The organism is Acinetobacter sp. T63 (assembly GCF_053852345.1).
Genome location: NZ_CM132659.1, coordinates 2,108,929 through 2,127,502, shown reverse-complemented (window position 1 = coordinate 2,127,502; position 18,574 = coordinate 2,108,929). Strand labels below are relative to the sequence as shown.

The following is an 18,574-nucleotide window of genomic DNA, read 5'->3' as shown; positions in this document are numbered from 1 at the left end:
AAAAGTTCCCTTTTCAATTAATTTCTCCTGCTTATTGTAAGAGTGGTGGTGCAAGAAAGAAGTTAGCTATTGGTCTAACAGTTCAGCAAAAGGCGAGGTGCTGTTTAGCAGAGGTTTAGAAAATGAAAAAAATGGCTTAGGATTCAGCAGAGCATACGAAAAGCCAAATAAATCTGATATGCTATTGCACTTCATTTTTTAGTAATTTTTGAGGCAGAGATGACGCAACCAAACGCTCAGTCGACTTCTGAACCCACTATTTCCGAAAACGATTTAATTGCACAGCGTCATGCCAAGTTAAAGCAAATCCAAGAAAAGGCTCAGGAAAGCAACAGTAGCCCATGGCCAAACACCTTCAAGCGTGAACATTACGCGCAAGATTTACAAGAACAGTTTGCCGACAAATCTAAAGAAGAAATTGAAGGCGGCGACAAGGTGTATGTGTCGGTGGCTGGCCGTGTCATGCTCAACCGTGGTTCATTTATCGTAATTCAGGACATGACGGGTCGTATCCAGCTGTATGTGGCCCGTAAAGAACTTAGCCCTGAAACCTTGGAAACCATTAAAGGTTTGGACCTCGGCGATATTATTGCTGTTAAAGGTTATATCGGCCGTTCAGGTAAAGGCGATTTATATGTGCATATCGAGCACTTTGAATTGCTGACCAAATCGCTGCGTCCATTACCAGACAAGTTCCATGGCCTGACCGATACTGAAGTGAAGTATCGTAAGCGTTATCTGGACCTGATTGTAAACGAAGAAACCCGTAAGACTTTTGAAATTCGTGCCAAAGTGGTATCGGGCATCCGTGCGTTTTTAACTGAAAAACGTTTCATGGAAGTCGAAACCCCAATGATGCACGTGATTCCAGGTGGTGCATCGGCGCGTCCATTTGAAACCCATCACAATGCGCTGGATATGCCATTATTCCTGCGTATTGCGCCAGAACTTTATTTAAAACGTTTGGTGGTGGGCGGTTTTGAACGCGTGTTCGAAATTAACCGTAACTTCCGTAACGAAGGTGTATCGACCCGTCATAACCCGGAATTCACCATGATTGAATTCTATCAGGCTTATGCAGACTACAAAGATTTGATGGAACTGACCGAGCAGATGCTGGAGAAACTGGCCATCGACATCTTGGGTTCGACCGATGTGCCGTATGGCGATGAAGTGTATAGCTTCAAAGGTCCGTTCAAGAAAATCTCGATGTTTGATGCGATTCTTGAGCACAACCCGCAATTCACGCCTGAAAACGTCAATGACCGTGAATTTCTGGCCAACTTCGTACAAAACGAACTGAAAGAGCAGGTAAAACCGGGCTTTGGTTTAGGCAAGCTGCAAACCATCGTGTTTGAAGAAACGGTTGAAACTCAACTGCGTCAGCCAACCTTCATTACTGAATACCCAGCAGAAACCTCACCGCTGGCTCGCCGTAATGATGAGAACCCGCACATCACTGACCGTTTTGAATTCTTCATTGGTGGTCGTGAGCTGGCAAACGGCTTCTCAGAGTTAAATGATCCAATTGATCAGGCGGAGCGTTTCCAGGCACAGGTGGCTGAGAAAGATGCTGGTGATGATGAAGCGATGCACTACGATGCAGACTTCGTTGAAGCACTGGAATATGGCTTGCCACCTACAGCAGGTGAAGGGATCGGGATTGACCGTCTGGTGATGTTATTCGCCAATGCACCAAGTATCCGTGATGTGATTTTGTTCCCACATATGCGTCACAAGAACTAAAATCTGCTACATCAAATAACCCGCGAATCTCGCGGGTTATTTTTTTGTTTGAGTATCATCAAGCTATACGTAAAGCACAGATCAGAAGAATCGCTTAGATTAAACTGGTCTGAATACGCACTTTCATGTTCAGGCTTTGCTGCACAATAAAGGATTTCATCCACTGCACCTGTTCACCCATTGGATTGGTTTTGACTGCGGTGTCGAGGAAGGCCAGTTCCGGGCGCTGGAACAGTTGCTGTTCAATGGCCTGTTCCAGCTGGCTTGAGGTGGAGGCCAGTGGCATGCTGACCAGATAAAAGGCCTTTGGATAATTATAAAAGGCATACATCAGGTTAAAGGCTTTCTGGTCACCTTTTAAATTGCCGGCACCAATTTCATAACCGCGATCCTGATTACTGTGGGTCAGACCAATCAAAAACTCGATATTATGGTCCGAAAGTCGTAGACCAAATTGCAGCCCGATCTGATCGGCACTGAACTCGTGCTGGACAAAGGTATTTAGTGCAGAACCATCTTCATCAAACGCTTCCTGCAACACCAGCATGTGCTGCTGATGCTGATACAGAAAGCCGGCAAGCTGCGCCTGTTCCAGCTGGGCTTTTAAGGTGGCTAAATCGTAATGACTATAAGGCATGGGAGCAATCAGAAAAAATTAAAATTTGTTTTATTTTAGGTGTTTCACTTGGAAAATGAAGCGATCTATTAGAGCTTTTAACAATAACTCAATAGATAGAAGTGAGCATAAAAACGGCGACTGGAAAATAGTGATCAGGCTAAAAATAAGCGATGCTGTGCAGGGTATGAGTAAACTTTGATAGCAATATCAGTAATCCTGTATATGACGTTTTTGCATATTAATATAATAAAACAAGCAATAGTACAGATAACTAAATCTCTATAATGAATATAAATTTTATAAAGTGTAATAAGTACACGTTGATTTAAGCTGGTGTTGTCCATGTCATTAAATGAGGAAAGACTTACTCATCTGAAACAGCTTGAAGCTGAGAGTATTCATATCATCCGTGAAGTTGCTGCCGAGTTTGAAAATCCGGTTATGCTGTACTCGATTGGTAAAGATTCTGCGGTGATGCTGCATCTTGCCTTGAAAGCCTTCTATCCTGCAAAACTTCCATTCCCTCTGTTACATGTCGATACAGGCTGGAAATTCAAAGATATGATTGAATTCCGCGACAACATGGCCAAGAAACATGGTTTTGATCTGATTGTGCATCAGAACCAGGAAGGCCGTGACGCCGGAATCAATCCATTTGATCATGGTAGCTCAAAATACACCGACATCATGAAAACCCAGGGGCTGAAACAGGCGCTGGACAAATACGGTTTTGATGCTGCATTTGGTGGTGCGCGCCGTGACGAAGAAAAATCACGTGCCAAAGAACGTGTCTATTCTTTCCGTGATTCCAAACACCGTTGGGACCCGAAAAACCAGCGTCCAGAACTGTGGAACCTTTATAACGGTAAGGTCAACAAGGGCGAAAGCATTCGTGTGTTCCCATTGTCGAACTGGACCGAGCTGGACATCTGGCAATACATTTATCTCGAGCAGATTCCAATTGTTCCATTGTACTTTGCTGCTGAACGTCCAGTGGTAGAACGTAGCGGCACACTCATTATGGTTGATGATGAGCGTATGCGTTTACATGAAGGCGAAGTGCCACAAATGAAATCGGTACGTTTCCGTACACTTGGCTGTTACCCACTGACCGGTGCAGTTGAGTCAGGCGCAGATACCTTGCCCGAAATTATTCAGGAAATGTTGCTGGCCACCAGCTCGGAACGTCAGGGTCGTATGATTGACCATGATGAAGCCGGCTCGATGGAGAAGAAGAAGCAAGAGGGCTACTTCTAATTTCTCCCGACTTCTCTTTCTAAAGAGAGAAAATTTCCCCTAGGTAAAAGGGGGATACAGGGAGATTAAACCGGTTTCTAAAGAATTTGTGGAGTTTGAGCAATGTCTCATCAATCAGAACTCATTAGCCAAGATATTTTGGCCTATTTAAAACAGCACGAAAATAAAGACTTATTGCGTTTCCTGACCTGCGGTAACGTCGATGATGGTAAATCGACCTTAATTGGTCGTCTGCTTTATGATTCAAAACTGATTTATGAAGATCAGTTGCAAGCGGTAACCCGTGACTCGAAAAAAGTCGGGACGACAGGGGATGCACCTGACCTGGCTTTACTGGTCGATGGCCTGCAGGCAGAACGTGAGCAGGGTATTACCATTGATGTGGCGTATCGCTATTTCTCGACTGAAAAGCGTAAGTTCATCATTGCCGATACCCCGGGACATGAGCAATATACCCGTAACATGGCCACTGGTGCATCAACTGCGGATCTGGCAATTATTTTAATTGATGCACGTTATGGCGTGCAGACCCAAACCCGTCGTCATACCTTTATTGCCAGCCTGCTGGGTATTAAGAACATTATTGTTGCCATCAACAAAATGGACCTGGTGGAATTCTCTGAAGCACGCTTCAATGAAATTCAGGCGCAATATAACGAGTTTGTGAATCAGCTTGGTGATCGTAAACCGGCCAATATCATTTTCACCCCAATTTCTGCCCTGAATGGCGATAACGTGGTGAACAAGTCGGCCAATACTCCTTGGTACAACGGCGAAACCTTGATGGAAACGCTGGAAAACGTGGAAATTAGCCGGACTTCAGGTAAAAACGAATTCCGCTTCCCGGTGCAATATGTCAACCGTCCAAACCTCGACTTCCGTGGTTTTGCTGGCACCATTGCTTCGGGCGACATCCGTGTGGGTGATGAAATTGTCGCGTTGCCATCAGGCAAACGTTCTACCGTCAAAGACATTGTAACTTTTGATGGCAATTTGGAACGTGCTTTTGTCGGTCAGGCGGTTACCCTTACCCTGAATGACGAAATTGATATTTCACGCGGTAACCTGCTGGTCAAAGCGGGCGATCAACCGGAAATTTCACGTTCTGCACGCGCAACTGTGGTGTGGATGAATGATCAGCCACTGGTCAAAGGCAAGCTGTACAACATTAAGCTCGGTACGCAAACTGTTCCAGCCAAAATTGCTGAAATTAACTATCGTGTAAACGTGAATACGCTGGAAAAAACTCAGGTAGAGCAGCTGGAACTGAACGCGATTGCTGATGTTCAGATCGAGTTTGATGCGCCAGTGGTATTTGACCGTTATCAGGACAGCCGTTATACCGGCTCGTTTATTTTCATTGACCGTTTAAGCAACGTGACCGTTGGTGCGGGCATGGTGGAAGCAGTGGTAGAATGGACTGCGCATGATGAACCTGTGACTGCGGAAGACCGTGCTGCCCGTTTAGGTCAAAAACCTGCTGCGGTGACTGTAACAGCACAAGCACTGGAAAATGCACAAGCGCTGGAAAGTCTGTTGATTCAGCAAGGTGTAGTTGCAATTGCAAAAGCGGGTCTGAATGCTGCTCAAGTGGCATTACTTCGTGAAACTGGTGTTGTGGTGGTCACCGATGTTGCTGAAGGCACTGACGTAAGCTATGGCACCGAAGCCGTTGAAGAACTGGCTGAGAAAATTGTGGAGCTGGTTCGTCTATAAGACTGGACTGGTTTAAAAACCCGTCTGATTGGCGGGTTTTTTATTGCCTAAATTTTGATTGCATGAGAATCATTCGATTGGTCAAAATGTGATCTTTCAATTTACCGGTCAATTAATACAATGCTCCCTAGATTTAGGGGATATATGAAAAAATTAATATTGCTGGCTGGCTTGTGTGTGGCTTTTGGAGCTGAAGCCAAACAGAGCAGCCAAAGCATTGAAGCAATCAAGCAGAAAATAATCCAGCAGTCGATTGAGAATTATCCGGGAAATTGTCCGTGTCCTTACAATACTGCAAGTAATGGTAGTCGTTGTGGTAAGCGTAGTGCTTATAATCGTGTAGGCGGATATGCACCGCTATGTTATCCGGAAGATGTGAGTGATCGAATGGTAAAGGAATATAAAGGGTGTAGTTAATTAAAGGCTCCGTATTTTAGATAGCGAGCTAAAGGAAATATTTTTGTTGGATTTAGTTTTATATGGATAATCATTCATAAGAATCATTGAGGATTAAGGCCAGAATAGATTTCATCTCTGTCAGACATTTGACCCCTGCAATTCTGTGGATGATCTGTCCCTGCTTGAAAATCAGGGTCGAAGGTAATCCATAGACATGATAACGCAGGGTGAGAATGGGAGATTGATCCACATTGATCTTGCCAAATTTAATCTCTGGCTGATGGTGGGCATAATAGCCGGCCAGTTCGGCAAACACCGGAAAATTCTGTACGCAGGGTGCACACCAGTCTGCATAAAAACGGATCACGGCAAAGCCATCAAACCATTCAAATTCACTGTAATTATTTTCGTTATAGTCGATGACCTTGGCCATGGCTCACCTGAGTTATCAATCTGCGAAATATACATCTCATTATACATAAGTCCGGCTTGGCTTCATTCCGTCATTTTTCTATGTTCAAATAGAGTACAGAAACTTGCACTGAACAATTAAGGAAAATCCATGTCACAAGCGACGATGCAGCAGGTCATTATTACAGAACCAGGCGGCCCGGAAAAACTGGCCTATGAAAGTGTGGCTATTCCGACACCAGCAGCCAATGAGGTGCTGGTTAAGGTTCATGCCTTTGGTTTAAACCGCCCGGATATCTTGCAGCGCCAAGGCCTCTATCCAATGCCGAAAGGGGTGACGCCTGTGCCGGGATTGGAAGTGGCAGGTGAAGTGGTAGCGGTAGGCGAAGAGGTCAGCAAATTTAAAGTCGGCGATAAAGTTTGTGGCCTGACCAATGGCGGTGGCTATGCAGAATACTGCGTGGTTCCGGAAAGCCAGACCCTGACCATTCCTGAAGGCTTGAGTTTTGTACAAGCTGCGGCTATTCCGGAAACCTTCTTTACCGTATGGGCCAACGTGTTCCAGATGGGGCAAGCCAAGGCTGGCGAAACAGTACTGGTCCATGGGGGTAGCAGCGGTATTGGTACCACAGCGCTGATGTTATGTAATGCGCTGGGCATGAAAACCTTTGCCACTGTCGGTTCAGATGAAAAAGTACAGGCTATTTCCCATCTGACCACCGCCATTAACTACAAGACACAAGATTTTGAGCAGGTGATTAATGAGCAGACTGACAATGGCGGCGTCGATGTTATTTTAGATATCGTTGGTGCACCTTATCTGGAACGTAACCTGAACCTGTTACGCCGTGATGGTCGTCTGGTTTATATCGCGTTCTTGGGCGGTGCCAAAGCCAAAGATGTGAAACTTGGCCCGATTATGATGAAGCGCCTGACCATTACCGGTTCAACCATGCGTGCGCGTAACACCGAAGAAAAAGCCGAAATTGCCCAAGGCTTGCAAGACACAGTGTGGCCATTATTGAGCAAAGGTGAATGTCTGCCGATGATTTTTAAAACCTTTAAATTTGATCAGATCCAGGAAGCGCATGCGGCCATGGATACCGGTGATCATATTGGCAAGGTTGTGGTAGAAATTATTTAATTCTGCACCTAAAAAAGACCGGCTATTGCCGGTCTTTTTTATGCTTATTTCAAGTTAGTACATAGATGTTTATTACTTAAACTGTACAAGTTTTACTAAAAATTAAAATATATGTGATGTATTTGACACAACCTGTCGAAACTGTGTTGTACATTAGCCCACATCCAAAACAGACATCATAAAAATAAACTGGATATTTCAATGAAGAGACAGAGGGCAGAATCATGAGAATTTCATCTACAGCATATACCACCACCCAGAATATACGTGCTTTAAGGCGCATTCATCGGGCCATTATCCGTCAAAAAATAGGTCTGGCAGATATCCACCGGGTGTATAGTGCCATGCTGCATTTAGAGCGTTATGTTGATCGCCTAGATCAGAATAAGCCTTAAGTTTAAGCTGAATGCAGCCTTGTGATACGTATTTTGATTTACTTTTAACGTAAATGTATTTAAAGTTTTGGTCTAATTATTTATATGATTTTTATTTAATAAATTTCAATTTACGGTTGTTTAATTGATAGAAAAAACAGTGCCTTAAAACAGCACCATGAGGGTATCATGAAGTGTGTTACTTCAACACATGAACGACTGGCTGAACGGCTGGTCAGTATTTTAACCAAACTCAATGTAGGGCATCAGCTGAGTATTCCGGAACTGGCCCAGGAATTTAAAGTCAGCACCCGCACCATTGAACGTGACTTTGATCGGCTGAATGCCTATCTACCTTTATTGCAGGACAAACGCAGCAAAAAATACTATCTTGATGCTTCCTATTTGGGACGGTTTAAACTTCAGGATATCCAGAACTTTGCCCAGTTGTCGGGCATTAGCGATCTTTATCCCTCGCTGGATATTTCGTTCCTACGTGAGCTGATGGATCATCGTGCCAATCTGGTGTTTTCCGCCAAAGGTTATGATTATGAAGACAGTAGCCAATATGCCGAACATTTTAAAACCCTGACCCAAGCCATTCAGCAGCGTCAGTACATTGGCTTTGTCTATAAAAACAAGTCCCGCCGGGTGCAGCCTTATCGCCTGATTCATCATCATGGTAACTGGTATCTGGCTGCGGTGCATTCGGACACTTTAAAAGTGTATCGCCTGAGCCTGATTGAGCAGATTGAACTCAGCTATGAACTGGACCCGTTTGAGCATGATCCGGCTATTCTGCAACAGTTGGAAGATGAAGAAGGTATCTGGTTTGGTCATGAACAGCAGGAAGTGCATTTATCGGTTGCGGCAGATGCCGCGCTGTATTTTAAACAGCGCCGGCTGTTTCCAAAGCAGCAGATTCTGGAAGAAAAGCCGTGTGGCAGCCTGTTGATTTCCTGCCAGATTCGCCATCATATTCAGCTTTATCCGCTGGTACGCTACTGGATTCCCTATGTCAAAATTGTAGCGCCGCTGCATTTACAAACCGAGCTGGAGCAGAGCCTTAGCCATTATCTGCATTAATTCGTATTGTGGGTATGCATTTGAGTTTTGATGACCATTAAGACTGGCCTCTTATTCCTGCCATAATTGCTACGGAATCTGTCGAGCTTTAAGTGAAATTATGCGAAAATAGCGTTTTACTTTTTGCCCAAGGCTATTTCATGATTGACCAGTCTCCTGAATCTTTAAGCGATATTGAAATTATAGACATCCTTCAGAGTATGAAGAATGATGTGCTCAATAGCGAAGCCAAAGAGATTATCCGCAAAGGCGGAAAAGTGGGACGTCAGGAAGCGCATAAACAGGCCTTGGTGGCATTGCATCAATCTTTTGAGGAAAAATTTGTTGAAGCGGTGACGCTGGCATTGAGCTTGAATGAAGCACAAGCCAAAAAAATCCGCTATAAAAAAGACCGGATTCGTATTTTAAAAGCCCGTCAGATTGATTATCTGGCCATTGATGGCGCAGAAACCGCCCAGGTGCTGGCACAAATTGCACAAGCCATTGTCCGTGAAGATGCGATTGTGACCCATGACCTGCACAATATTTTCCCGTTCTGGAAAGAAGGCTGGCCAATGGTGCAGTTCGACAGCGCCTATAAAATTCTGGAAGATGATATTGCCATTCACTATCAGGCGGTGCTGGATGAATTGCTGCGTCAGTTTTAAGTGAATTGCTGCATGAAAAAAACCTTCTAGAGTCTAGAAGGTTTTTTTATCGCTCTTGATTGGAGGAAGATGGATTATTCCTGTTCCGGCGGCTGGTTATTTTCCAGTAAACGTGTCACCAACAGCTGGTCAATTTTAAAATGATCGACATCGACCACTTCAAATTTATAACCGCCATATAACACGGTATCGGCTGGACGCGGAATTTTACGCAGCTGATACATCATAAAACCGGCTAAGGTTTCATAGTTTTCTTCATCGGGCATTTCTTCAATTTCAAGTGCATGTTTCATGTCTTCAATTGGGGTACTGCCGTCAATCAGCCATGAATTATTATCACGTTTAATAATCTGCTGTTCTTCTTCAATAGGGGTTACCCAGTCGCCCATTACGGTAATCATAATATCGGACAGGGTAATGACGCCGACCACCAGTGCGTACTCATTAATCACCACCGCAAATTTTTCTTTGGTCGAGCGGAAGCGGTCCAGCACTTCAGACAGGGTCAGGGTATCGGGAATGGTGAGTACATTACGAATGGTTGATTCATTCAGCTGGTTGATTTTCTGGTTATTTAGAATCCGTACCAGAATATCTTTGGCATCAACATAGCCAATCACCTGATCAATATTCTCATTACAGACCAGAAATTTGGAATAGGGGAACTCGGCCAGTTTCTGGCGAATACTGTCTTCGGCTTCATTTAGGGTAAAGTACACCACATTTTCACGCGTGGTCATGCTGGATGGGACATTACGTTCTTCCAGTTCAAACACGTTTTCAATAAAGTGATGTTCCTGTTTTTGCAACACACCCGCTTGGGCTCCGGCATCCATCACTGCGGAAATATCATCAAAGGTAATATTGTCATCGCGGATGGTATTGACCTTAAACAGCCGGAACAGCATATTGGCGATGGCATTAATAAACCAGGCCAGCGGTTTGCAGACGGTAATAAATACCTGTACTGGATTGATCACGGAAATAGAAATTTTCTCTGGTGCAATCATGGCCAGGCGTTTCGGCATCAGGTCGGCGAACAGAATAAATAAAGAGGTGACTAAGGTAAAAGACAGCGCGAAGCTGAGGGTTTCCGCCCACGGTCCGGTATAGAAGCGGGTGACAAAATCGTAGAAATACGGGCGAAAAGCACCTTCTCCTAAAATACCGCCTAAAATGGCAATCGCATTCAAGCCAATTTGCGAGGCGGCAAAAAAGTCTGCCGAGTTTTCCTGTAAATCCAGCACTTTTTGCGCACGTTCATCTCCGGCTTCAGCCAGAATTTTTAATTTGACCTTACGCGCACCGGCCAGGGCGATCTCGGTCAGTGATAAAAAACCTGCTCCTGCAATCAGTATGAAAATAATAACAATGTTCTGGAAGAGGCTCACGAATCCACCTGCGGATTTTTATTCTGAATATTTTTAACGTCAAAAACATCGAGTAGTGCACCGGGCACTACTCATGTTCATCTTAGTATAAGCTTTAAAAAGAGAGATTTATGAGCGTTTTTTGTCAAAATTGAGAAAATTGTGAGTTATTCATTAAAAACTCACGGTTTTCTTCTTCAATCATTTGACGGGCTACATACAGAATCAGCTGACGTAACCAGCGATGCGCCGGATGATGATGCAGTAACGGACACCAGGCCATCTTCAATTCAAATTCCGGAATATAAAACGGCGGGTCTTTAATCAGCAGATTCTGGCTTTTGGCCTGTAAACGGGCAATTCGGGTCGGTAAGGTGGCCACCAGATCCACATTGGATGCCAATAGTGCCGGCATCTGATAATGACGGGTAAAGACTGAAATCTTGCGTTTTTGACCAATCCGCTCCAGCGCCTGATCAATCCAGCCTAATCCGGCCTGTTTTTCAGGATTAACGCCAAAGCCAACGCCCATACCGGTTTTAGAGACCCAGATATGCTGTGCATCTAAATAGCTTTTTAGGTTCAGGTTGCCGGCCGCCGGGTGTTTCTGATTGAGTAGACAGGAAAAACTGTCACGCCAGACCAGTACCTGGTGGAAACTTTGCGGAATTTCATTAAAGCGGTTGATGGCTAGGTCTACCTTGCCTTGTTCCATGTCACGATAGGAGACATCACTTGGGGTCAGAAAGTCGAGCACCACATTTGGCGCTTCAGAACGCAAGGCTTTGACCAGACGCGGCACCAGAGTGGCTTCGGCATAGTCTGAAGTCATAATCCGGAATACGCGATTGGAGGTATACGGGCGGAACTCGGTACGGGGTTCCAGAATCATCGACAAGTCAGCCAGGGCATCACGAATACGCGGTTGTAATTCAAGTGCGCGTTCGGTCGGGGTCATCCCTTCAGATGAACGGATGAGCAGGGGATCATTAAATAAGTTACGTAGACGACGTAAAATGTTACTCATGGCGGGTTGGGTAACGCCCAATTGTTCAGCTGCTCGAGTGACATTTTTTTCGCGAAGTAATACGTCCAGGTAAATTAGTAGGTTGAGATCGACCCGCTCCAGATTCATAAAAAAAATACCGAAAATAAACCCAAGAAATTATTTGGATTATGCCATAAGCCTGAAGGCTTGGGTAGAACAATTACCGAAAAAGCCTGTTCCCTGATCGGATCAATTCCTGCATATTTACCGGGTTTTTCGGCCCAATTCGCGCGGGGTTTAAGCGGCTTAAATCAGCGCGTGTCGGGTTGATTCAAACCTCATCGCATCCACCTGCAGAAATGCTTGAGTTGAGCGACTCAACACAAGCATGGTCTTCTTCTATTCACTGTCAGGTTGGCTCTACCAGGCTAAAAATAAGCCGGATATTGCCTTGATTTTGTACGGAAAAAGCCGTACCCGACTTAAGTATAATGAATATAAAAAAAGCAAATGGTGTGTTTTTTAATCGGTTATTTGAATTGTAAAATAAAATTTATTTAATAAAAATCAAATATTTGTTTTGTAATATAAATTTTCGGATACGACTTTGATCTACATATTTTTTAAATAAATAGTGAAGATTCTTTGAGGATATTGGATTAATTTTCTAACTCACTCTAATCTGTACTCAACACGACGAAGTGCTCTAAATCTGAACACATCCAGAGGTATGATTTTAGTCATTTCGTTGGAGAAAATCCTAAAATTAATACAGGAAAATATCATGACTACATACCAAACAGCGATTGATGCAATCCGCGAATTGAAAGCGAAATTCGGTAACACTTGGGCAGACATCAGTCCTGAAGATGCTGCGCGTATGCAGATGCAAAACCGTTTCAAAACTGGTTTAGACATTGCTAAATATACAGCTGCGATTATGCGTCGTGATATGGCTGAATACGATGCAGACAGCAGCAAGTATACTCAATCATTAGGTTGCTGGCACGGTTTCGTTGCGCAACAAAAAATGATTGCGAACAAAAAATACTTCGGTACAACCTCTAAGCGTTATATCTACCTGTCTGGCTGGATGGTTGCTGCACTTCGTTCAGAATTCGGTCCACTTCCTGACCAATCTATGCACGAAAAAACTTCTGTTCCTGCATTGATCGAAGAAATCTACACTTTCTTACGTCAAGCTGACGCAAAAGAATTAAACGATTTGTTCCGTGCACTGAAAAAAGCACAAGACGCAGGTGATACTGCTAAAGCAGCTGAAATCACTGCTCAAATCGACAACTTTGAAACTCACGTTGTGCCAATTATTGCCGACATCGACGCTGGTTTCGGTAACGAAGAAGCAACTTACTTACTTGCGAAGAAAATGATCGAAGCGGGTGCTTGTGCACTGCAAATCGAAAACCAGGTTTCTGATGCGAAACAATGTGGTCACCAAGCAGGTAAAGTAACTGTTCCACACGAAGACTTCATCGCGAAAATCCACGCGCTTCGCTATGCGTTCCTGGAAATGGGTCTTGACGACGGTATCATCGTTGCACGTACTGACTCTGAAGGCGCTGACTTGACTCAAAAAATCCCAGTGGTTAAAGAGCCAGGTGACATCGCTTCTCAATACATCAGCTACTTAGACACTCAAGAAATTGACATCTCTGAAGCGAAAGAAGACGAAATCCTGATCAAGCGTGATGGTAAATTACACCGTCCTAAGCGTTTAGCATCTGGCCTGTACCAGTTCCGTGAAGGCACTCAAATTGACCGCGTTGTACTTGACTGTGTAACCAGCTTACAAAACGGTGCTGACCTGCTTTGGATCGAAACTGCAACGCCTAACGTTGAAGAAATCGCTCACATGGTGAACCGTGTACGTGAAGTTGTGCCAAATGCGAAGCTTGTTTATAACAACTCTCCATCGTTCAACTGGACTTTAAACTTCCGTCAACAAGCGTACGACCGTTGGGTTGCTGAAGGTAAAGATGTATCTGCATACGACCGTGCTAAGTTAATGAGTGCTGAGTACGACAACACTGAATTAGCTGCTGAAGCTGACGAAAAAGTACGTACATTCCAAGCAGATGCTTCTCGTGAAGCGGGTGTATTCCATCACTTAATCACACTTCCGACTTACCACACAGCTGCGCTTTCTACTCACGAGCTTGCTCAAGGTTACTTCGGTTCTGAAGGTATGTTGGCTTATGTTGCTGGCGTACAACGTAAAGAAATCCGTGGCGGTATCGCTTGTGTGAAACACCAAGCAATGGCGGGTTCTGATATCGGTGATGACCACAAAGAAATCTTCGCTGGTGACAACGCGCTTAAAGCGGGTGACGATGCGAAAAACACAATGAACCAGTTCAACGGCTAATCGTTAGACGGTTTAGAAAAAACCCTGCATCTGCAGGGTTTTTTTATGCTTGAATGACATGGACAAAACTAAGAGCGCATTCTCGCTCTTTTAAGGGCGAGTTAGCTCTTTTTTAATGACATGGACTTTTTAGCATTTTTTTCTGACGTTGGTATTCTTTGTTCTTCAATGTATTTTTTCACTACATCCAAACTTGCGCCACCACAGGATACAGCGCAGTAACTAGGCGACCAAAAGTGATTGCCCCATAGTTTTTCCTTAACTTCATCCCAAAATGAACGCCTTAAAACATAAGAACTTTTCCCTTTCAGTTTTCCAACTAGGTTGGAAACTGAGTGCTTTGGATGAACACTTACAAGCAGGTGGATGTGATCATCTTCACCATTAAACTCAATAAGCTCACAATCCATTTGCAAACAGGTTTCTTCCATAATCTCTTTTAGGGAGGAAAGCATGTCTTTTGTTAATACATCTCTTCTGTATTTCGTAACAAATACTAAATGAACAATGTTTTTATAAATGCATGATCTACCTGTTCTCCACTCGTACATCTTATCCTCATACTAGATTTACTTTAACCTTATTTTAAGCTAAAATAACCTCAACACCTAGAGGTTTTTCAATTGCTAACAGGCATCCAATTAAGAGCATACCCAACACAACATCAAAAGCTGATTTTAAGTCAGTGGATGGGTTGTGCTCGTTTCGTTTGGAATGCCAAATGCGATGAGGATAAATACTTTCGAGGATTTGCCCGTAAGTTTGCAACTTTTGATCACTATTATGAAACCCAAGATCAAAAATACGCTCACTTTAAATCAGATGAGATTAGTTCATGGCTTGCAAACTGCCCTAGTACAATACAAAAGAACTCAACCGTTAATTGGTACAACACACTCAAAAAATCTATTAAAGGTTTATGTGGGCGACCAAAACGTAAAAAGAAGACAGATAAAGGTTCGATTCATTTAACCTCTGATTTATTCGAGTTTCGCACGGAAAGAAATAAGCGCAAGCTATATATCGGTGGTAAAAAATTTAATATAGGCTCATTAAGTTTTAAGGCTCATGCTAACTTTAAAGAACCGAAATCCCTTTATATTCGCAAAGAGCGTGGTCAATATTTCGTTTCTTTCTGCTATGAAGATGGTGTTGAGATTCAAGAGTTTGACGGTAAGAAATTCGATGCTAAAAAATACGCCAAAAGACAGTTAGATCATTTGCAGGGCATGGACGAAGAACAACTACAAAAAATAGTGGTTGGTATAGATCGTGGTGTCACCATTCCTGTTCATGCAGGCTATGAAGAATTTGATTTCTCTAAAGAACAAAAGAATCATTTAACAAAAGCAGATCGCTACATTAAGCGACTGCAAAGAAAACTCGCTCGACAAGTAAAAGGCTCAAACCGAAGAGCTAAGACTAAACATCGAATTGCGGTGCATCACTCTAAGAAAGCCAATATTCGCAAGGACTTTGCTCATAAGACAAGTCATAGCCTAGTTAATGGTTTAGCTAAGGTATTTATCTTTGAAAAATTAAATACCAAGAGCATGACTAAAAAGCCTTTACCAAAGATCGATGAATCAGGTCGATTTATTCCTAATAAGGCTAAAGCCAAAGCAGGCTTAAACAAATCTATCCTGAACGTGGGTTGGCATAGAATTGCATCATTCCTAGCTTACAAAGCAGTTAAGCTAGGTAAAGCGGTATTTACCATCAATGCTTCTTATACAAGTCAAGAGTGCGCTTTATGCGGTCACACTCACCCCGACAATCGCAAAAGCCAAGACAAGTTTAAATGCGTGAGTTGTGGACACATTGACAATGCAGATCACAATGCATCAGTTGTTATTAAGAACAGGGCGATTAATTTAATTTTAGACAGTGGAACGCTGTTGGATGACAATCATTTGTCATCTAGTGGGCGCAGAGGTGTTCGTAAGACGACTAAGGGTGTTAAAGCCCTTTTTCGCAGTACCAATGAAGCGTCAAAAGAGATGTGTGCAACTTAGGTTGCACTACGGAAACTCGGTTGCTTTAGTTGCTTTAGCTCCGAGTAGTTCATTAAAAAGAATAAATAAGAAAGAAAAAAGAAGATCAGTACAGCAAGATAAAAAGAAACGGCAGAATAGAAAATGAAAGAAAAAAGAAAAGCTATTTCACCTTAATATAGTCCGCCACCGCATTGTCCGGATAATTAAAGCTGATTTTATTGTAGCGGGTTTGCTGGGCCGGAATAGGTTCTAAAAAGCTTTCATCAACCAGCGCGTTATATTCCTGATAGTTTTGATCGACCAGAATAATATCGCTGACTTTCAGTTTTAGCGGCTGATCTGACTGGTTATGAATACGCATATAGTAGTCATGCGCTTTGACGGTATCGATAATATCGCGAAAGTTTAAGCTATCAATATGTTCGGCCTGAATGTCGGCATGTTTCAGCGCATTGCTGACTTCAATGGTCGCAACACGTTCCAGTTTTAGTGCTGGCTGTTTGGATGAGGTATCTACAAGTTCCAGCCCGTTTGCTGTGGGCTGCAATTGTTGAATCTGTTGATCAGTACTGATTAATTGGGCAGTCTGTTCATTGGTATAGCTGACCTGACCTTGTGTATTCTGGCTACGCTGACGGCGAGCATAGATACGGGTATCTTGCAGGCTGTAGCTCTGATCCGGATGAATCTTTAACTCAAGAATACGCTGCTGGCAATCATCACAGTCAAGGATGGTTTTGTAGTGACCGGCCAGCGGCTCCGGCTGTGGTGCTGCTGTTTCAGCAGCAGGCATTAGGCTGTCTTGCGGTTGGGTTTCAGTTTGGGCCTGGGCATTGCTCATGGTACTGCTTTTTTCAGCTTGCCCACCGCAACCACTTAAACACAAGGACAAGGTGCTAATTGCAAGAAGAGGACGAGATAACATGGCAACAGATCAATCTTTGGATAAGGTATTAAACATAAACTTTTCGGGCATATTCGCCTAGAGCAGAGGGCTAAATTGAGCCGCTGTTTTGTAGCAAATTTTATCGCGGGCAAAAAACCGTTTTGAAACAAGAAAAGCCACCAAAGTGGTGACTTTTAGCGATGCTAGATCTTGTGCTTTATTGCAGGTCTTTTTGCAGACGATAATTCTGGCTGGCATCAATATTGTCGCCATTGTTGACATCGCGCGCTTCAATAAAGTTTTCACCGACAAAGAATTTACGGTTATTGGCAGCCTGATCCAGAATAATAACGGCAGGATCATTCGGGTCAAATTCAAATGTACCGGTAATTTTGGACTCCTGACCATTGGCGCGGCCTAGGAATTCCTCATTCAGCTCATAGGTTTTATCCATTTTTAGCTCAAGCTCGGTTTCAATGCCTTGACAGTCGCTACACGGCAAGACCCCTTTATATTCTCCCGGCCAGTCCAGTGCGGTGGCGGCTGTATCATTGGCGCTCATGTCAGTGGCTGCGGCAGGCGAGGTGGTTTCTGCATCGCGGGCGGTTTCAGGGGTTTTATTGTTATCACAGGCGGCCAGTAACAGCGCCGTGAGGGCAAGGCTCAAAATTTTTATTTTCACCGATCAATCTCCTGACAGGACAGATAGGGTCAGCATAGCCTGATTGTAAAAATTGCCCTGTTGGGTTTCTGTGAGTATTTATTTTCAGTTTCCGGCATCCGGTTTATTTAAGAAAAACCCGAAAGATTGGCAGGAATGGCGATTGACGGTTTGGCTAATTGTATACATTTATATATTAATTGATTAAATATTCGGCAATCTGCTCTTTTTTAAATCTGTTGAGTTGTTAAACTTCGCGCAATTTTTATTGTGTGGATTGTGCTTGTGTTTGAGAAGTTGGCAGAACAGAGCTTGGGGCTGATGGGCTGGGAAATTGACAATCACTGGCCGCTGGATTTGGACCAGTGTGTGATGATTGCCGCGCCGCATACCAGTAACTGGGATGCACTATATGCACGTTTGGCGCTTAAAGCCTTGGGCGTGAATGTTCGCCTGACCATTAAAGACAGTTATATGAAGTTTCCGTTTGGGCCTTTTGTCCGTGCAATGGGCGGAATTGGCATTGACCGTCGTCCGAAGGCAGCCGGTGAGCAGCGTCCGAGCATGGTGCAGCTGATGAGTGATTTGTTCAAGCAGAATCCCAAGCTGGTGATGCTGGTTACGCCAGAAGGTACACGTGCCAAACAGGAACAGTGGAAAACCGGTTTTTACCATGTGGCAGTAACGGCTGGCGTGCCGATTGCATTGGCCTATATGGACTACGCCCAGAAAAAATGTGGGGTGGGTAAAATTGTCTATCCATCGGGAGATATGGAAAAAGACATGGCCGAAATCATGGCGTTTTATGCCAGCATTGCCGCCAAATTCCCGGAACAGTTTAGTGTCGATACCCGTTACTATGCAGAACCGGCTGAATAATCGTTCAT

General features: G+C 43.8%; 18 protein-coding genes. 11 read left to right on the top strand and 7 right to left on the bottom strand.

The window, feature by feature from the left end; translation table 11 throughout:
* Nucleotides 1-219: 219 nt before the first annotated feature.
* Complete coding sequence (lysS, locus tag ACVLR6_RS10225; RefSeq protein ID WP_005179355.1) at nucleotides 220-1,746, top strand: lysine--tRNA ligase; 1,527 nt, start codon at nucleotides 220-222, stop codon at nucleotides 1,744-1,746.
* A 94-nt stretch (nucleotides 1,747-1,840) separates the two neighbouring features.
* Here lysS and ACVLR6_RS10220 read toward each other — a convergent pair whose 3' ends face one another.
* Nucleotides 1,841-2,383, bottom strand: coding sequence for a hypothetical protein (locus ACVLR6_RS10220; protein WP_016659284.1), 543 nt, complete (start codon nucleotides 2,381-2,383; stop codon nucleotides 1,841-1,843).
* Nucleotides 2,384-2,707: 324 nt separating this feature from the next.
* Here ACVLR6_RS10220 and cysD point away from each other — a divergent pair, with 324 nt between their 5' ends.
* The 3 genes from cysD (at nucleotide 2,708) to ACVLR6_RS10205 (ending at nucleotide 5,755) form a co-directional block, all read left to right on the top strand.
* Nucleotides 2,708-3,622 (top strand): sulfate adenylyltransferase subunit CysD, encoded by a 915-nt coding sequence (gene cysD / locus ACVLR6_RS10215; protein WP_005179347.1) that lies wholly within the window; start codon nucleotides 2,708-2,710, stop codon nucleotides 3,620-3,622.
* Nucleotides 3,623-3,724: 102 nt separating this feature from the next.
* Nucleotides 3,725-5,338, top strand: coding sequence for a sulfate adenylyltransferase subunit CysN (cysN, locus tag ACVLR6_RS10210; RefSeq protein ID WP_286423041.1), 1,614 nt, complete (start codon nucleotides 3,725-3,727; stop codon nucleotides 5,336-5,338).
* Nucleotides 5,339-5,482: 144 nt separating this feature from the next.
* Nucleotides 5,483-5,755: a hypothetical protein gene (locus ACVLR6_RS10205; RefSeq protein ID WP_005179342.1), complete on the top strand. Its 273-nt coding sequence runs from the start codon at nucleotides 5,483-5,485 to the stop codon at nucleotides 5,753-5,755.
* A gap of 70 nt (nucleotides 5,756-5,825) precedes the next feature.
* Here ACVLR6_RS10205 and ACVLR6_RS10200 read toward each other — a convergent pair whose 3' ends face one another.
* Nucleotides 5,826-6,170, bottom strand: coding sequence for a thioredoxin family protein (locus tag ACVLR6_RS10200; RefSeq protein WP_455995126.1), 345 nt, complete (start codon nucleotides 6,168-6,170; stop codon nucleotides 5,826-5,828).
* 129 nt (nucleotides 6,171-6,299) lie between these two features.
* Here ACVLR6_RS10200 and ACVLR6_RS10195 point away from each other — a divergent pair, with 129 nt between their 5' ends.
* The 4 genes from ACVLR6_RS10195 (at nucleotide 6,300) to ACVLR6_RS10180 (ending at nucleotide 9,399) form a co-directional block, all read left to right on the top strand.
* Nucleotides 6,300-7,292: an NAD(P)H-quinone oxidoreductase gene (locus tag ACVLR6_RS10195; RefSeq protein WP_455995125.1), complete on the top strand. Its 993-nt coding sequence runs from the start codon at nucleotides 6,300-6,302 to the stop codon at nucleotides 7,290-7,292.
* Between the two features lie 224 nt (nucleotides 7,293-7,516).
* Complete coding sequence (locus ACVLR6_RS10190; protein WP_005179332.1) at nucleotides 7,517-7,687, top strand: hypothetical protein; 171 nt, start codon at nucleotides 7,517-7,519, stop codon at nucleotides 7,685-7,687.
* 168 nt (nucleotides 7,688-7,855) lie between these two features.
* Nucleotides 7,856-8,752 (top strand): helix-turn-helix transcriptional regulator, encoded by an 897-nt coding sequence (locus ACVLR6_RS10185; protein ID WP_005179331.1) that lies wholly within the window; start codon nucleotides 7,856-7,858, stop codon nucleotides 8,750-8,752.
* 140 nt (nucleotides 8,753-8,892) lie between these two features.
* The gene (locus tag ACVLR6_RS10180) at nucleotides 8,893-9,399 is read left to right on the top strand and encodes a hypothetical protein (RefSeq protein ID WP_016659280.1); all 507 of its coding nucleotides are present in this window, start codon (nucleotides 8,893-8,895) and stop codon (nucleotides 9,397-9,399) included.
* 74 nt (nucleotides 9,400-9,473) lie between these two features.
* Here the strand turns inward: ACVLR6_RS10180 and ACVLR6_RS10175 are convergent, their stop codons facing one another.
* Together ACVLR6_RS10175 and ACVLR6_RS10170 are read right to left on the bottom strand one after the other, a co-directional pair.
* Nucleotides 9,474-10,790 (bottom strand): hemolysin family protein, encoded by a 1,317-nt coding sequence (locus ACVLR6_RS10175; protein ID WP_005179329.1) that lies wholly within the window; start codon nucleotides 10,788-10,790, stop codon nucleotides 9,474-9,476.
* 124 nt (nucleotides 10,791-10,914) lie between these two features.
* The gene (locus tag ACVLR6_RS10170) at nucleotides 10,915-11,904 is read right to left on the bottom strand and encodes a LysR family transcriptional regulator (RefSeq protein WP_168399263.1); all 990 of its coding nucleotides are present in this window, start codon (nucleotides 11,902-11,904) and stop codon (nucleotides 10,915-10,917) included.
* A 637-nt stretch (nucleotides 11,905-12,541) separates the two neighbouring features.
* Here ACVLR6_RS10170 and ACVLR6_RS10165 point away from each other — a divergent pair.
* Nucleotides 12,542-14,143 carry an isocitrate lyase gene (locus tag ACVLR6_RS10165; protein WP_005179327.1) on the top strand — a complete coding sequence of 534 codons (1,602 nt, stop codon included), beginning with the start codon at nucleotides 12,542-12,544 and terminating at the stop codon, nucleotides 14,141-14,143.
* Nucleotides 14,144-14,244: 101 nt separating this feature from the next.
* Here ACVLR6_RS10165 and tnpA read toward each other — a convergent pair whose 3' ends face one another.
* On the bottom strand, nucleotides 14,245-14,694 hold the full coding sequence (gene tnpA / locus ACVLR6_RS10160) for an IS200/IS605 family transposase (RefSeq protein WP_016659780.1): 450 nt from the start codon (nucleotides 14,692-14,694) through the stop codon (nucleotides 14,245-14,247).
* Nucleotides 14,695-14,766: 72 nt separating this feature from the next.
* Here tnpA and ACVLR6_RS10155 point away from each other — a divergent pair, with 72 nt between their 5' ends.
* Nucleotides 14,767-16,158, top strand: a complete 1,392-nt coding sequence (locus tag ACVLR6_RS10155) for an RNA-guided endonuclease InsQ/TnpB family protein (protein ID WP_016658436.1) — start codon at nucleotides 14,767-14,769, stop codon at nucleotides 16,156-16,158.
* Between the two features lie 142 nt (nucleotides 16,159-16,300).
* Here the strand turns inward: ACVLR6_RS10155 and ACVLR6_RS10150 are convergent, their stop codons facing one another.
* Both ACVLR6_RS10150 and ACVLR6_RS10145 read right to left on the bottom strand, forming a co-directional pair.
* Nucleotides 16,301-17,065 (bottom strand): copper resistance protein NlpE N-terminal domain-containing protein, encoded by a 765-nt coding sequence (locus tag ACVLR6_RS10150; protein ID WP_455995124.1) that lies wholly within the window; start codon nucleotides 17,063-17,065, stop codon nucleotides 16,301-16,303.
* A 178-nt stretch (nucleotides 17,066-17,243) separates the two neighbouring features.
* Nucleotides 17,244-17,708, bottom strand: a complete 465-nt coding sequence (locus tag ACVLR6_RS10145) for a copper resistance protein NlpE (RefSeq protein ID WP_160241119.1) — start codon at nucleotides 17,706-17,708, stop codon at nucleotides 17,244-17,246.
* A gap of 264 nt (nucleotides 17,709-17,972) precedes the next feature.
* Between ACVLR6_RS10145 and ACVLR6_RS10140 the strand changes: the two genes are divergently transcribed.
* The gene (locus ACVLR6_RS10140) at nucleotides 17,973-18,566 is read left to right on the top strand and encodes a 1-acyl-sn-glycerol-3-phosphate acyltransferase (protein ID WP_455995123.1); all 594 of its coding nucleotides are present in this window, start codon (nucleotides 17,973-17,975) and stop codon (nucleotides 18,564-18,566) included.
* Nucleotides 18,567-18,574 lie beyond the last annotated feature (8 nt).

Coding starts and splice junctions, on each gene's coding strand:
- ACVLR6_RS10150 (WP_455995124.1), bottom strand. CDS start 17,065: ATGTTATCTCGTCCTCTTCTTGCAATTAGCACCTTGTCCTTGTGTTTA.
- cysD (WP_005179347.1), top strand. CDS start 2,708: ATGTCATTAAATGAGGAAAGACTTACTCATCTGAAACAGCTTGAAGCT.
- ACVLR6_RS10195 (WP_455995125.1), top strand. CDS start 6,300: ATGTCACAAGCGACGATGCAGCAGGTCATTATTACAGAACCAGGCGGC.
- lysS (WP_005179355.1), top strand. CDS start 220: ATGACGCAACCAAACGCTCAGTCGACTTCTGAACCCACTATTTCCGAA.
- tnpA (WP_016659780.1), bottom strand. CDS start 14,694: ATGTACGAGTGGAGAACAGGTAGATCATGCATTTATAAAAACATTGTT.
- ACVLR6_RS10170 (WP_168399263.1), bottom strand. CDS start 11,904: ATGAATCTGGAGCGGGTCGATCTCAACCTACTAATTTACCTGGACGTA.
- ACVLR6_RS10165 (WP_005179327.1), top strand. CDS start 12,542: ATGACTACATACCAAACAGCGATTGATGCAATCCGCGAATTGAAAGCG.
- ACVLR6_RS10190 (WP_005179332.1), top strand. CDS start 7,517: ATGAGAATTTCATCTACAGCATATACCACCACCCAGAATATACGTGCT.
- ACVLR6_RS10205 (WP_005179342.1), top strand. CDS start 5,483: ATGAAAAAATTAATATTGCTGGCTGGCTTGTGTGTGGCTTTTGGAGCT.
- cysN (WP_286423041.1), top strand. CDS start 3,725: ATGTCTCATCAATCAGAACTCATTAGCCAAGATATTTTGGCCTATTTA.
- ACVLR6_RS10220 (WP_016659284.1), bottom strand. CDS start 2,383: ATGCCTTATAGTCATTACGATTTAGCCACCTTAAAAGCCCAGCTGGAA.
- ACVLR6_RS10200 (WP_455995126.1), bottom strand. CDS start 6,170: ATGGCCAAGGTCATCGACTATAACGAAAATAATTACAGTGAATTTGAA.
- ACVLR6_RS10185 (WP_005179331.1), top strand. CDS start 7,856: ATGAAGTGTGTTACTTCAACACATGAACGACTGGCTGAACGGCTGGTC.
- ACVLR6_RS10180 (WP_016659280.1), top strand. CDS start 8,893: ATGATTGACCAGTCTCCTGAATCTTTAAGCGATATTGAAATTATAGAC.